Source organism: Arthrobacter stackebrandtii (assembly GCF_017876675.1).
Lineage (GTDB): Bacteria > Actinomycetota > Actinomycetes > Actinomycetales > Micrococcaceae > Specibacter > Specibacter stackebrandtii.
On sequence record NZ_JAGIOI010000001.1, the window covers coordinates 2,627,986 to 2,642,373 of the forward strand.

12 protein-coding genes are annotated in these 14,388 nt (G+C 67.8%); 4 read left to right on the forward strand and 8 right to left on the reverse strand.

Annotated features, from left to right (window positions below; genetic code table 11):
- Positions 1-24 precede the first annotated feature (24 nt).
- Entirely contained in the window at positions 25-486 is a 462-nt protein-coding gene (locus tag JOF48_RS11325) for a DivIVA domain-containing protein (protein ID WP_209680749.1), read from the forward strand.
- A gap of 1 nt (position 487) precedes the next feature.
- On the opposite strand, the gene JOF48_RS11330 is transcribed toward JOF48_RS11325, so the two are convergent.
- The 4 genes from JOF48_RS11330 to JOF48_RS11345 are packed head-to-tail and all read right to left on the reverse strand — an operon-like array spanning position 488 to position 4,333.
- Positions 488-958 (reverse strand): hemerythrin domain-containing protein, encoded by a 471-nt coding sequence (locus JOF48_RS11330; protein WP_342591221.1) that lies wholly within the window; start codon positions 956-958, stop codon positions 488-490.
- Between the two features lie 55 nt (positions 959-1,013).
- On the reverse strand, positions 1,014-2,660 hold the full coding sequence (locus JOF48_RS11335) for an ABC transporter permease (RefSeq protein ID WP_209680752.1): 1,647 nt from the start codon (positions 2,658-2,660) through the stop codon (positions 1,014-1,016).
- Positions 2,657-3,649 carry an ABC transporter ATP-binding protein gene (locus tag JOF48_RS11340; protein WP_209680754.1) on the reverse strand — a complete coding sequence of 331 codons (993 nt, stop codon included), beginning with the start codon at positions 3,647-3,649 and terminating at the stop codon, positions 2,657-2,659. The genes JOF48_RS11335 and JOF48_RS11340 overlap by 4 nt, the downstream gene beginning before the upstream one ends.
- 9 nt (positions 3,650-3,658) lie before the next feature.
- Positions 3,659-4,333, reverse strand: a complete 675-nt coding sequence (locus JOF48_RS11345; protein WP_209680756.1) for a TetR/AcrR family transcriptional regulator — start codon at positions 4,331-4,333, stop codon at positions 3,659-3,661.
- 381 nt (positions 4,334-4,714) lie between these two features.
- On the opposite strand from JOF48_RS11345, the gene JOF48_RS11350 reads away from it, so the two are divergent.
- The 3 genes from JOF48_RS11350 to JOF48_RS11360 all read left to right on the forward strand — a co-directional run bounded on the left by JOF48_RS11350 (position 4,715) and on the right by JOF48_RS11360 (position 6,450).
- The gene (locus JOF48_RS11350) at positions 4,715-5,542 is read left to right on the forward strand and encodes an NUDIX hydrolase (protein ID WP_209680758.1); all 828 of its coding nucleotides are present in this window, start codon (positions 4,715-4,717) and stop codon (positions 5,540-5,542) included.
- 26 nt (positions 5,543-5,568) lie between these two features.
- Entirely contained in the window at positions 5,569-5,784 is a 216-nt protein-coding gene (locus tag JOF48_RS11355) for a PLDc N-terminal domain-containing protein (RefSeq protein ID WP_209680760.1), read from the forward strand.
- A 93-nt stretch (positions 5,785-5,877) separates the two neighbouring features.
- Positions 5,878-6,450, forward strand: a complete 573-nt coding sequence (locus tag JOF48_RS11360; protein ID WP_209680761.1) for a hypothetical protein — start codon at positions 5,878-5,880, stop codon at positions 6,448-6,450.
- Here JOF48_RS11360 and JOF48_RS11365 read toward each other — a convergent pair.
- From JOF48_RS11365 to JOF48_RS11380, 4 genes are all read right to left on the reverse strand, one after another.
- Complete coding sequence (locus JOF48_RS11365) at positions 6,423-8,084, reverse strand: 5-oxoprolinase subunit B/C family protein (RefSeq protein ID WP_342591222.1); 1,662 nt, start codon at positions 8,082-8,084, stop codon at positions 6,423-6,425. The genes JOF48_RS11360 and JOF48_RS11365 overlap by 28 nt on opposite strands.
- 12 nt (positions 8,085-8,096) lie before the next feature.
- On the reverse strand, positions 8,097-8,846 hold the full coding sequence (locus JOF48_RS11370; RefSeq protein ID WP_209684440.1) for a LamB/YcsF family protein: 750 nt from the start codon (positions 8,844-8,846) through the stop codon (positions 8,097-8,099).
- Positions 8,847-8,881: 35 nt separating this feature from the next.
- Positions 8,882-9,871 (reverse strand): malate dehydrogenase, encoded by a 990-nt coding sequence (locus JOF48_RS11375; protein WP_209680766.1) that lies wholly within the window; start codon positions 9,869-9,871, stop codon positions 8,882-8,884.
- Positions 9,872-10,145: 274 nt separating this feature from the next.
- Positions 10,146-14,168 carry a family 20 glycosylhydrolase gene (locus JOF48_RS11380; RefSeq protein ID WP_209680768.1) on the reverse strand — a complete coding sequence of 1,341 codons (4,023 nt, stop codon included), beginning with the start codon at positions 14,166-14,168 and terminating at the stop codon, positions 10,146-10,148.
- Between the last annotated feature and the right edge of the window lie 220 nt (positions 14,169-14,388).

Consider the following 14,388-nt stretch of genomic DNA (forward strand, 5'->3'; position numbering starts at 1 on the left):
CCGCCCGACGGCAAAGGCAGCGCCATGCGTAGTTCGGATATTGCCAATGTAAGTTTCGCCACGACCAGGCTGCATGAAGGCTATGCAATTCCTGAAGTGGATGCGTTTCTGAAAACGGTTCGCAACGCGATCCGGAAATGGGAAGCGGGGGAGCGGGGCGGGCTGGTTGCCGTGGATGTTGTCAACGCGCGGTTCACGCCCGTCAAGTTCTTCAAGGCCTATAACGAGATGCAGGTGGACGACTTCCTCGATGAGGTGGTGGCGACACTTGCGGCCTACGAATCAGCGACTGAACCGGACGGCGGCGCCGGGGAGGCGCCGGGGCCGGACGGCACGCCGGCAGCAAGTGCTGAACCTGAGACGGACGCGGAGCCGGAGGCCAGTGCTGCAGCCGAGACGGACGCGGAGCCGGAGGCAACGCCCGAGGCGAAACCGGACGCCGGCCCGGGCCGGGCGTCAGATTCCGGCAACGCGGCCAAGGACTAGCTCATGCCGCGCCGGCAACCCAGCCATCCGGCGTCGTCCCGCTCTCCAGAAAGTCCAGCAGTTCCCCGCCTGCTTCGGCGCCGAGTATCCCGTCCGCCTGCGTGTAGATGATGGGCTCTTCCTTGGAGTTGTGGTCGTCGAGCAGCGACAGCAGTTCCAGGCAGGCCTGGCGCACGGCGGCCGTGTCCGCGGAAGGAAGCAGCGACTCGACGGTGTCCATCTGGCGCCAGAGCATGCCGTGTTCGCGCAGCATGACGAAGATGGGGCCCATGAGCCCGGCTGTCTTCAACGGCGGGAAGAGGAACTCCTCCTCGAGATAGATGTGGCGGCGGAGACCGGACAGTGCGGCTGTGAGCGGCGCCGGATCGGGCGGGGTGCCGCCGGCGTCGAGCGCCGCCACAAACTGTTCAATTCCGCCGTCGATCTCCCGGTGTTCAATCTCGAGGGCCTGGCCCAACGTCGGCGCAACCACGGTGACTCCTTGCAATGGGGAATGGTCCTTTCAGGCTACTCCCTTGCCGGCCGGGCTATTGCTGGGTGAGGTCGCGGTTGCGGAACCGCCAGATGCCCAGCCCTCCCAACACCAGCGCGATGACGGTCAGGATCACCAACGGCGTCAGGGAGAAGTCGGCCGCGGGCATGCGGGGCACTGCACCGAAGGGCGTCTTCCGGATGGCTTCCTCGGAGAGTGAGAACAACGGCCCGAACATGGCCACGAGCACCGAAAGCCCGTACACGGCCCACGACAGGCTCACGCTCAGCCGTGGCAGGAAGCCGTTGAGGAAGAGCAGCACACCCATCATCAACAGCACGGCCGGCCAGTAGGCGAACGCGGCACTGGCCAGGGCGGACCCGCTGGCGGCGCCGTTGGAGGAGACGCCGGTCAGCCAGCCGCCCAGCAGCAGCATGACGGCGGATCCGGCCGCGGCGACCAAGATGTGCGCGCCCAGCCAGCGGGTGCGTGCCAGCGATCCGGCCAGCTGGGACTCAAGCCGGCCCCCGGCCTCCTCGGCGCGGGCGCCGGAGAGGCTCTGGAGGGCGAACGCCCCCGCCAGCATGGCAGTGAACAGGACAAACGTGGCAAGGATGCCGTTGAGCATGTCCTGCGAACCGCCAAGAAAGGCCTTGGCGTAGGGGTTTGACGGATCCAGCACGCTGGTCATGGCCGTGGCAACACTGCCGAAGAACAGCCCTGCCACTGCGGCGCCCACCAGCCACGAGATGAGCGTGGTCCGCTGGAGCCGAAGCGCCAGTCCCAGGGGTGAGCCCAGGAATGCGGTGGCGCGGCCTGGCCCGCGGCGTTCAGGCAGCAGGCCCATGCCCAGGTCCCGGTGCGTCTCAACCCTTAGGGCCACGGTGCAGCCGACGGCGGCCAGCGCCAGCAGTGCAAGGAACGGCCACCACGTGTCCTGTGCATAGGGGCGCATGTTCTGGCCCCAGCCAATGGGGGAGAGCCAGCTCAGTGCGGTGACGTTGGTGTCCGGGGCGTTGACGTCCGCCACGGCCCGGATCAGGTAAAAGACAGCCAGCACCGCCACGCCCAGCGAGTTGGCCCCGCGGCTCGTGGAGCTGAGCTGCCCGCACAGCGCCGCAACGCCCACAAAGGCCAGGCCCACCCCGGCAATGGAGCCGCCCAGCACCCAGGAACCGGCCGTGGGCAGGCCAGCCGACAGTGCCAGCAGCGAGATCAGCAGCCCCGTGACGATGCTGAGCCCGCCCACCACCACGTAGTTGGCCATGCTGAAGGCGTGCCGGCCCAGTGCCGAGCCGCGGAGCAGCTCGGTGCGCCCGGCTTCTTCATCGGCGCGCCCGTTGCGGGTGACCTGGAAGATTGAGGCAAAGCCAAGGGCGACGGCGAGCGTCATCCAGATCTTGATGACCAGGATGCCGCCCAGCGAGCCGGCCGCATACGGCAGGCCCGTCATGGCGGCGATGGCCGGGGTGTTGGCCACATTGGCATATGCATCCCGGGCGGCCTGCGTGGGGAACGCGGCCTGCTGGGAGTCGTAGACCACGGGAATCATGACGGCCAGGACGGCCGCCCACACGAGCAGCCGCAGCCAGTTGCGGCGAAGGATGAACCGAACACAGATCCCAAACCCGGACATGGTGCCGGCCAGCGGGCCGGCGGCGGCGCGCGGGCGGCGTGGGGCGCCCAAGACGGCGGTGCTCATCGCGCACCTGCTGACTGGGCCGCGGCGGCGTCCGTGCCGGCAGTTGCGCCGGAGGTGCCGCTGCCGCCGGAGCCAGGCCCCGCCGTCGTGCCCGGGGTGGTGCCGCCGTAGTGCCGCAGGAACAAGTCCTCCAGCGACGGCGGGCTCGAGACGAGCTGGCGCGGGTTGTACGCGGAGATCGCGGCCAGGACGCCGCCAAGCTCCGCCTCACCCACGGTGAAGGTGGCGTGTGCGCCGTCGGCCGCGAGGTCATTGATGCCGGGGACGCCGGCGAGCACGGTTGCGTCGCGGTCCAGCAACACCGAAACCGTGGTCCGGTGCAGGTGCCGCAGCGCGTCAAGGCGCCCGGACTCCACCGTGCGGCCCTCGCGGATGATGGTCACGGTGTCGCACAGCTTCTCCACCTCGGCGAAGATGTGGCTCGAGAGCAGCACGCTGCGGCCCTCCGCCTTGACCTCCTGGATGCAGTCCGTGAACACCTGCTCCATGAGCGGGTCCAGGCCGGAGGTGGGCTCATCGAGGATCAGCAGCTCGGCGTCCGACGCCAGCCCGGCCACCAGCGCCACCTTCTGCCGGTTGCCCTTGGAATAGCTGCGCGCCTTCTTGGTGGGGTCCAGCTCAAACCGCTCCAGGAGCGCGTCCCGCTGGGCGGTGTCCACGCCGCCGCGCAGCCGGGAGAGGATGTCGATGGCCTGGCCGCCGGTGAGGTTGGGCCAGAGGCTGACGTCCCCGGGAACGTAGGCGATGCGGCGGTGAAGTTCGACGGCGTCGCGCCACGGATCGCCGCCAAGGAGCGTTGCGCTGCCCCCGTCTGAGGTGAGCAGGCCCAGCAGGATGCGGATGGTGGTTGACTTTCCCGAGCCGTTGGGTCCGAGGAATCCTGCCACGGTGCCCGGGTCCACCTGAAGGTTCAGCCCCGCCAGGGCGGAGGTGCGGCCAAACTTCTTGTGGAGGTCGGTGACGAGAATGGCTGGAGTTTGTGCAGACATGGTTCTTCCTTACCGCGTTGCTGCTTCTCCCGCGTGACCCACGGGCGGGTGGTTGTCGCTTGCCTGGTAGGCAAGGTAGGTCTCGAGGTAGGAGCGGTCGGTGAAGATGCCTTCCGTGTACACCTCGAGTGTGGGCAGCATGGCATCGGCCATGTACTGGTCCATGACGGCCGGGAAGTCGTCGAGCTGGATTTCCGGGCGCATGGCCAGGTTCACCAGCATGGCGCCGATGGCCTGCTGCACCAGGAACCGTGCCCGGGCGGCCTCGTCCCGGCTCGGGACCACAAGCCCGCGGGCCACGGCGTCTGCCGTGAAGTCGACGGCTTCGGCCACCATGTTGTCCACAAACAGGCGCCCGGCGCTGCTGCCTTCCTGGACGCTGCGCAGGATGTAGACCATGAGGATGCCGCCGTCCCTTGACGGGGGCAGTTGCGCGAACAGCTGGGCCGGGCCGGCATTGAGGCTTTCAGTCTTGAGGGTTCGGTAGCGGTCCAGGACAGTGGCGTCGCACTCGGCCCGGAGCTGTTCCTTGGAGCCGAAGTGGTGGCGGACCAGCCCGGCACTGACGCCGGCCCGGGCCGCAATTGAGCGCAGTGATTCACCGAAACCGCGGGCCGCGAAGCACTCGATGGCGGCGTCCCGCAGCCTGGCCCGACCGGTCAGATCCTCCTGTGCTGTACTCATGAATAGCAGACTACTCGCGTGTATAGCCGATGACAATGGTTACCGGAGGTGCTGCCATGAGGCAACAAGCGGGTTCCATGTATTGCTGGAAGCTGGCCCGTTTCCTGCTGATTCTGGGGCCGCTCCCGCCGGCCAAGTCGATAGCTGCCGCCCATATTGGACGATGCCGCCGAAAATGGATGCGGCGGAGAGCCTTCGCCGCCCATATTGGCAGATGCCGCCCATATTTCAGCGGCATCTGCCAATATCCACGGCGGAGCGGGCGGGACGTGGACGGCGGACGGCGGGACGATGGCGGGCCGGGCGGGTGGAGCGGGGCGCGGACGGCGGGCCGGCAGTCAAGGGGCGCTGCGCGAGCCGGTCCGGGGCTACGATGGCTGGATGGTTACCGATTCCCCGCTTGCGCCGCTGGAAGACGCCTGCACCGTGGTGCTGCTGCGCGACGGCCCCTCCGGGCTGGAAACGCTGATGCTGGAACGCCCCGGAAAAAGCCGGACTTTCGCCGGGGCGTGGGTTTTCCCCGGCGGCAAGGTGGATCCGGCGGACCGGGTCGACAGTGCCGGCCGGCCGCTGGATGAGTTGGGCTCAGCCCAGGCGGCGGGCCTGCGGGAGCTGTCGGAGGAAACCGGCCAAACGCTGAACTGCGGAGCGCTGGTCCAGCTGTCACAGTGGACGCCCATGCAGGCACTCCCGCGCCGGTTCAGGACCTGGTTCATGGTGGCACGGGCGGCATCGGACGAGGTGGTGCTCAACCCTGAGGAGCACCAGCGGTTCGAATGGCTGGCCCCGGCGGAGGCGCTGGCCAGGCACGCGCAGGGCACCATGTCGCTGGTGCCGCCCACCTGGGTCACGCTGCACGGGCTCGCCGGCAGGGACTCGGTGGCCCAGGTACTGGAGTCGGCCGGGCACCGGGCCGCGTTTTCCTACCAGACACACCTCTTGCTGCCCGGTGCCGGCACCGTCCATGGAGTGCCCGACGCCGGTGCAGGCCCCGGCGTTCCCGGCACCAATGGCCCGGGCCGGGCAGGCAACGTCCCGGACGGCATGGCACACACTGTCCTGCCGGACATGATGGGTGTGCGTCCCATCGGCGTTCTGTGGCAGGGCGATGAAGACTACCCGGCCAACGGCGGAACACCCCCACAGCCCGGAGCCCGGCACCGGCTCACCATGACCGGCCTGCCCTGGATCTTTGAACACAACTCGTGAAAACACCTAGAGAACAAGGAGGCACCATGGCCAGGAAACGATGGAGCGAATTGGGCAAGGGGCGGCGTGCTGCCATGGTGGCGGCCGGGATCGTCCAGATCGCGCTGCAGCTGGCGGCACTTCGGGACATCTCCCGAAGAACCCCGGCGCAGGTCAATGGTTCAAAGGCGGGGTGGGTGGCGGCGTCGTTCATCAATTTTGCCGGTCCCATCGCCTGGTTCCTGCGAGGCCGCAAAAACTAGGCCTGCCGCCGCAGGAAGCCGGGCATCCGCTTTAAGAATAGTTTCACCCGCGCACGTACGCTGGGCGTTCCAGTTCACGAAAGCGGGCCCGCAATGATTCCCCAGTCCACCAGCAACCTGCTGGGCATTTCGCTGCGTCCATGGGCGGGGATGTCGCCCGCCAAGCTGGCCCTGCGCGGCCTTGTCCATACGGCGATCGGCATATTCCTGGTGTACTGGTGCTTGCGCATCGCGGCCGGCGGGCTGGAAACGGACACGGCGGAATTGTCCCGGATCGCCGGCACCGTGCGCGTGGTGGCGGTCCCCCTGGCCATACTGTTCATCGTGTTCACGCTGTACGGACTGCTGCGCGTGGCGGTGGGCGTGCTCGACCTGGTGCCGCGGCACGAGGTGACGGGCACCGTGGTCATGGCGGGCGCGCGGCAGTTCGGCGACGTGCTGCCGCGATTCGTCCAGGACCTGGTCTTCCGGCGGGGGCGGGACTACTTCGGCAGCCGCAACGACGACACCCGCCGCACCAGGCACCAGATCGTGGTGGAAACACTTGACGGGCTCAAGACGTACACCGTCAACCCCGGCATGGCCCTGTCCGTCCGGCAGGGGCAGCAGGTGCGCCTGAGCGTGAGTCCGCTGATCGGCTACGTTGCGAAGTGCCAGGTGCTCTGACCGGCCGGCGCCGTCCGCCCCTCCCGGCGCTCCATCCGCCTGAACCGCACCCGCGCGCCCGGTGCCAGCGACGCCGCCTTGCCCAGGTCCTCCCTCAGCACCACGCCCACTACCGGGTAGCCGCCGGTGACCGGGTGGTCGGCCAGGAAGATGACGGGCATGCCCGACGGCGGAACCTGGATTGCGCCGTCGGCCATCCCTTCGCTGGGGAGCTCCCGCGTGGCTGCTTCGTGGGTGCGCACCAGGGCGGTTGCGCCGGGGTCGGCGGGTTCCACCCGCAGGCCGATCCGGTTGGAGTCGGCGCCAACACGCCACACGGCCTGCTCAAGGGCCGCGAGCGATTCTGGCGTGAACCAGTCGTGGCGCGGGCCGGGGAGGTACCGCAGCTCGGCAATCTCGGGCTGTTCCGGCACCGGCTCGGGCAGGCCAACGACGCCCGCTGGGGCTCCGACGGGGAGGAACACTCCGGCGGCCAGCGGGGCCGGTCCCAGCCTGGACAAGGCGTCCGTGGACCGGCTGCCCAGTGCGGCAGGAACGGAGAGGCCGCCGCGGACAGCCACATAGCATCGCAGGGCCGAGGCGGCGGTTGGGACGGTGACGGTCAGGGTTTCCCCGTCGAGTAGGGCGAAGGGGGCGTTGGTGCCGGGCGTCCGCGCCGTGCCGGCCACGCCCGCAACGGCAAGTTCGGCGCCGCTGCCGGCGACTGCAAGGACGTGGCTGCCCACCGCCCGCACGCGCAGTCCGCCCAGGACGGTCTCCAGCCCAGCCGCTCCGGCACCTCGCCCCGCCGGATTTCCCACCATCCGGTTGGCCCGCCGCAGGGCCGCCCGGTCAAGCGCGCCGGAAGCTGTCACCCCCAAGTGGGCAAAGCCCGGGCGGCCCAGATCCTGCACTGTGGTGAAGGCTCCGGGGGAGAGGATGGCCAGCCCGGATTCGTGGTGGTGCAGCCCTGCGCCAGGAGAATCCGGTTCGGACACCGTGGACGGCGCGGCCGCGGACACATGGACCAACTCCCGGACAGGGACAAACTGCACGGTGTCGCCGGGCTGCAGCAGCGCCGGGCTGGCACCGGAGCCGTCCCACAGCGACGCGTCCCACAGGACATCGGCACAGCGGCCCAGCAGCTGCCAGCCGCCGGGGCTGGGGCCGGGGTAAATGGCGGAAAACCCGCCGCCCGCGGCAACGGAACCGGCCGGGACCTCGGTGCGCGGGCTGGGGTGACGGGGCATGTCGAGAGCCTGCCGTCCCGGGCTCAGGTACATGAAGCCCGGGGCGAACCCGCCAAAGGCCGCCAGCCACGGCTGACCGCTGTGCCAGGAGACCAGGGCCTCGGTGCTGAGGCCGGCGAGCCCCGCAGCATGGGCGAGGTCGGCGCCGTCGTACAGGGTCTTGATGGTGTGCACCGCCCCCGGCGGCGGTTCAGGCAGCCCTTCCGGCGGCACCGCCAGCAGGCCGCGGACGGCCCGGACCGCTGCGGGGGAGTCGCAGCTGACCAAGACGGTGCGGGCGGCCGGCACCACGTCGATGACCCCGGGCGGACGGGAGCGCAGGAGCACGGCCTGGACGGCCATGACCTGCGCCAGGGAATCCAGCTCCGCCAGGACGGCGAGTTCACCCACGTCGAGCAGGCGCACGCCGGCTGCCATCTATGCGAAGGCCCGGATGGCCACGCCCGCGCCGTCCAGGGCGGTGCGCACGGCAGCGGCCATTGCGACGGCGCCCGGGGTGTCGCCGTGCAGGCACAGGCTCTGCACGTTGAGCGGGATGTGCGTGCCGTCGACCGCGAGGACCTCGCGGTCCACCGCGATGCGCAGGCTTTGGGCGACGACGGCGTCCACCTCATGCAACACGGCGCCGGGCTCGGTGCGGGGAACCAGTGTGCCGTCGGGGTTGTAGGCGCGGTCGGCGAAGGCCTCCAGGACCACCGGGATGCCTGCCGCCGCAGCGAGCCGCGCCGCCTCGGATCCGGGGGAGACCAGCAGCGGCAGCGCCGGATCCACTGCCAGCATGGCATCGACAACGGCCCGGGCCTGTGCCGCATGGTGGACAATCGCGTTGTACAAGGCGCCGTGGGGTTTCACATACCGCACGCCGGTTCCCGCCGCGCGGGCCATGGCCTGCAGGGCGCCGACCTGGTAGATGACCTCGTCGCGCAGCTCGGCGGGGTCCACCTCCATGAAGCGGCGCCCGAACCCGGCAAGGTCCCGGTAGCCGGGATGTGCGCCAATGGAAACGCCCGCGGCGGCTGCGGCGGCACAGCTGTGCGCCATGGTGCGGGGGTCGCCGGCGTGGAAACCGCAGGCGATGCTGGCGCTGGAGACCCGGGCCATGATGGCGGCGTCGTCACCCATGCGCCACTGCCCAAACGATTCACCCACGTCGGCATTCAGGTCCATGGTGAGCGGGCCCTGTCCGGTCAAGGCTGGAGGGTTCAGAGCAGCCCCAGTTCGATGACGGCGTCGCGTTCGGCGGCGAGCTCGGCCACCGAGGCATCGATCCGGGTGCGTGAGAAGTCGCTGACCTCCAGCCCCTGGACAATGGAGTATTGGCCGTTGGCCGTGGTGACCGGGAAGGAGGAAACCAGGCCCTCCGGGACCCCGTACGAACCGTCAGACGGCACCGCCATGCTGGTCCAGTCGCCGTCCGGGGTGCCGTTGACCCACAGCCGCATGTGCTCGACGGCGGCATTCGCGGCTGAGGCGGCCGAGGAGCCGCCGCGCACGGCAATGATCTCCGCGCCGCGCTTGGCCACGCGCGGAATGAACTCGTCCGCGATCCAGGCCGGTTCCACCAGCGAGGCGGCCGGTGTACCGCCCACGGTGGCGTGGCTGATGTCCGGGTACTGGGATGCCGAGTGGTTGCCCCAGATGGCCACCTTGCGGATGTCCGCAACGGGGCTGCCGGTCTTGGCTGCCAGCTGCGCCACGGCACGGTCATGGTCCAGCCGGGTCATGGCGGTGAAGCGTGCCGCGGGGATGTCGGGGGCGTGGGATGCGGCGATCAAGGCGTTGGTGTTGGCGGGGTTGCCCACCACGACCACCTTGATGTCGGCCGCGGCACCCTCGTTCAGGGCCCGGCCCTGGACGGAGAAGATCCCGCCGTTGGCGCTGAGCAGCTCGGCCCGCTCCATGCCGGGACCGCGCGGGCGCGCGCCCACAAGCATGGCGAGGTTGGCGCCGTCGAACGCCTTCACCGGGTCATCGAAGACCTCCAACCCGGCAACCAGCGGAAAGGCGCAGTCCATGAGTTCCAGGACGGTGCCCTCGGCAGCCTGGGCGGCCTGGGGGATCTCGAGCAGGTTCAGCTTGACGGGGACGTCCGGACCCAGCATGGCTCCGGACGCGATCCGGAACAGCAGGGCATAGCCGATCTGGCCAGCGGCGCCGGTGACAGTGACGGTAATAGGGGCATGTGCGCTCATGGTGCCAGTCTAACCACGGCGGACCCGCATGCAGTGGATGAATTTGGTGCGGGGCGTTCACGGCCCGACGGCGCAGCGTTCGCCGGCAACTGTGGGTCCCTTCCGTAAAGGCCGGCTTGGGTGACGCCGCCGGTGGCGGTGGTGCACGGGGCTGGACGGGGCCGGGTTCATCGACCGGACCCGGGACGGCGGGGGACGAAAGGCGGGACCCGCCGGCGTGGTGCCGGCGGGTCCCGCCTTCATTGTTTGGATCGGGGCTGACGCCCTGTCCGGCTTAGCAGCCGGCGCGCGGGTGGGGTTTGCCGTTCCCGTTGTTTCCCTTGCCGTTGCTGTTGTTGCTGTTGTTCTTGCCGTTGGCGTTGCCCTGGCCGTTGCCGTTCCCGTTGTTCCCGGCGTTGCCGCTGTTGCCGGGGCACTGGTTGCCGGGTTCCGTGGGCTCATCCGTGGGCGTCGGCGTGGGCGTCGGCGTCGGGGTGGGCTCCGGTGTCGGTGTCGGAGTCGGTGTGGGCGTAGGTTCCGTGGTGTCCGGGACCGTGCCGCCAATGTTGACCTCGGCGCCGCCACCGAAGGCGTTGCCTGCGATGGAGCTCAAACCGACCAGCTTCACGTAGCGGCCAACCTTGCCACCTTCAATGGCCACCACCTGTGCACGCGTGAGGTCCATGAAGGAGCCGGATGCCACCTTGGTGCCAAACTCGGTGGGGCTGTCGGAGACGTAGAGTTCGTAGTCCTTGATCTTGCCGTTGGTGTTGGACTGGCGCTGGGTGTATTCGAAGCCTGTCACGTCGTAGCTCTTGCCCAGGTCAAAGACCACCGAGTGCGGGAACGGCGTGGCTGAACCGCTCCACTGCGTGTGCCAGAACGTGTCGGTCTTGCCATCAAGCAAGGCTGTGGCGGGTCCGTTCGGTGCGGTTTCACCTGTCAGTTCCTCGGAGGAGACGCTGGCGATGGAGATGCCGCCCTGTGGAATTAGGTTGTTCAGCGGAACCAGGGTGGAGCTGACCTTGAGCGAATCCGTTGCCGTGCGGGTGCCCGTGCTGGATTCCTGGACAGCCTTCAGTTCAAAGGTGCCGGAGAAGTTGCTCGGGTAGACGGGCAGCTGGAAGGTGAGCTTGCCGTTTGCATCGGGCAGAACTGAGCCCACGCGCTTGCCGTCAAGGGTGAAGACCACGTACTTGCCCGGTTCGAAACCGGACAGGGACGTTTCGGCACGGTATCCGGCCTTGATGGTTTCGCCCGAGGTGGAGATGGCGGCCACCTGGGTGGAGTCCCACACGGCAGGCTTGGCCGGATCCGGGGTGCCGGCTGCAACGTTCACGGTGAACGTGGCCGTGGTGCCGTTCGAGGCGGTCAAGGTGCCCGTGTAGGTGCCTGCCGCTGCATAGCTGTGCGTGCCCTGCAGTTGGTAAAGGCTTCCTGCGGCAAGCGAGTGGCGGTTTTCCTTGGCCACGAGCGTGGCCGGCGTGGCGGCCGAGCCGTCTCCCCAGTCGACCACAACGCCAAGGTTTCCGGTGATGCTTGAGGCGCTGACGCCGTCGGCGTCGTCAACAACATCCACGGCAATGGTGGAGCCGTCTGCTGAGGCCTTGGTGCCCGGTGCTGCGAGCTGGCCGACATCCAGGGTCAGGCTCTTCCCCGGTGCGACGGCGATCGGCAGGCCCGCCATTGAGGGGCGCCACTTTGCTTCGTTGCCGTCATAGAAGTTGACGCCGGACGCCAACAGACGCCCGCCCATGGAGGCCATGCGCACCCTGAAATCGGCCACGTTGCGCTGGGCCTGCGGTGTCCAGCCAATTTCGGCGAAGGAGATCACGCGCGGGAAGGTCATGAACTCGCCCTGCTTGCCGCCGCGGATCGTCTCGGCCCACTGGGCTGCTTCAACGCCGAGGATGGCCGAGTCGGGCAGCTTGGCGCCGTTGTCCTGAACGGTGGCAGCCGGATCCCAGTTGTAGTACTTGGAGAAGTCACCCATGCCGGCCCACGTCAGGCCGATCGGGGTCTTGGGGTTGTACTTCATGTCGATGTAGGAGGTGGAGCCGTTGGAGACCATCAGCTTCGCGCCCTTGTTCTTGATCGCGTTCAGCGTCTCGCCCGTGCCTCCGGTCCAGTACTGGATGCCGTCGCCGGGGGTGAGCCCGGCAATGGCCGCCTCATTCCAGCCGATCGGCTTCTTGCCCAGGCCGTGGACAATGTCCACCGTCTTGGTGATGAATTCGATGTAATCTTCATGCACCGTGGAGTGAGACTCATCGCCACCAACGTGAATGTAGTCGCTGGTGGTCATGTCGGCAAGCTGGCCAAACACATGGTTGATGAAGTTCCAGGTGGCCGGCGACTTCACATCCAAGGTGGACTGGCCCACGTTGCCCGTGCCATCGGCCGGGATCACGCCTGTTTCGTCGGCCTGCGGCTTGGTGCGGGCCGTGTTCATTTCCGGGATCGCGTGCAGGATGGCAGAGGTGTGGCCGGGCACGTCAATCTCGGGGATGATCTCAACGTGGCGTGATGCTGCGTAGGCCACGATGCCCTTGTACTCGTCCTGTGTGTAGTAGCCGGTGTGGCCCAGTTCGTCCTGGTAGCTGAGGTTCTTGGTGACGGCCGTCTTGCCGGAGATCTCCGTGAGTTGGCTGTAGTCAATCGTGTCGCCGGCGACCTTGCCGTCATTGGTGATCTGAATGCGCCAGCCCTGGTCGTCGGCCAGGTGCATGTGCAGGGTGGAGATCTTGTAGGCGGCGAGGTCGTCGATGAACTTCTTGACTTCCTCGACCGTCTTGAAGTCGCGTGCCACGTCAAGCATCATGCCGCGCTTGTCGAAGCGGGGTGCATCGGAAATTTCGACGGCGGTTGCGTTCCAGTCGGCGATGACCTGCTGCTTGGATTCGATGAAGGCCGGAAAGAGCTGGCGCAGTGTCTGAACGCCGTTGAAGACCCCGTCGCTCGTGGGTGCGGTGACCTTCGCCCCGGTGACGGCGTCCACGCTCAGGGTGTAGGCCTCGGACTGCATCTGGACACCCAGGTTGGGGATCTCACCCGGGGTTTGGAGCAGCACAATATCGTCTGCATCTCCTGTGGTGCCGTCAACAACGGGCAATTCCAGCCCCGTGGAGGTGCGGAAAATATCCGCCAGGAAGTTTGCGCTTGCCTTGGTGTCGGCGTTGTTGGCAACAATCCGTGAGCCGGCACCAAGCTTGAAGGGCGCCTCGTCAGGGGTTTCCAGGTTGACGGGGAGCGGGATCAAGTTGACGCCTGCTACGGGGGCGGGTGCCACAGGTTCGGGCCCGTCCCAAACCTCAAACTCCCACATGGACATGCCATACTTGATGCCGCCAATGGGCGTGCGGTCGATGCCCTGCATCCGCACATACTGGTACTCGTTGCCGGCCGTGGCGGCGTTCAGCTTCTGTACGTCGCGGGTGTCGCAGGTCGGTGCGATGACGTCCGTGGCATCCACGAAGGCCACACCGTCGGTGGAGACCTGCAGCTTGTACTTGGCGGCGCAGGCCGTCTCCCACACGATGGCCACATGGTCAATGACCGTGGGTGCCGAGAGCTTGATGGTGATGTTGGCGTCATCGGCAGTGTTGGAGGACCAGCGCGACTGCTGCGCCTTGGGCTTGGAGCTGTCGGCATCGCCGTCGATGACGGTCGCCGGACCCCACTGGCCGGCCACTTCCTGGCCGGAGGCGCTCACGGTTCCGCCGGCCGATGCCAGTGCAACATTCTTGCCCAGCGCGGCGGGAACGCCCCACACTTCCATTTCAAAGAGCGAGATGCCCCACTTCGCGCCGCCGATGGGGGTGCGGTCGACTCCCTGCATGCGCACGTACTGATATTTGTTGCCGGCCAGTTCCGGCTTCAGGGTCTGGGTGTCCGGGACTTCAGGGGCACAGTCGGCGCGGGAAATCACGTCGGTGGCATCGACGAAGGTGATGCCGTCCGTGGAGACCTGGATCTTGTACTTGGCCGCGCAGGCTGCCTCCCACTTGATCACGACCTTCTCAATGGTGGTGGGGCGGGCCAGCTTTACCGTCAGCTGTGCATCGTCCGCATGGTTGGAGGACCAGCGGGTAGTGGGATCGCCGTCGTTGGCGAGTTCGGTGCCCCACTGGTCGGGCGACTCGTCGCCCGAGGACGTCAAGGTGGCACCGGCCGAGGCCAAAGCGAGGTTGCTGGTGGCAGGGTTGGCGGCAGGGGCGGGATCGCCCGGCGCGGCCAGGGCCGGAGGGGCAGCCATGCTCAGCAGCATTGCTGGGGCCACCACCGCCATGGCCAAGGTAGATTTCCACTTGGAACGCACGTGTTCATCCTTTGCAGATTAGAGAGATGCAGGTCACAATCGCTCCATGTTATGCATAACTACGGTGGATTGTGAAGGATAACAATGCAAATACTTTTCCGCACAGGGAGCGCCCGGGCATCCGAAGAAGAATGACTGCGGCCGGCATCCCGGAGCAGTCGCCGTTTCGGTCCCCGCCGAGACCGGGGCGGCGGGCTTTTAACGCACAGGGCGCACCGTC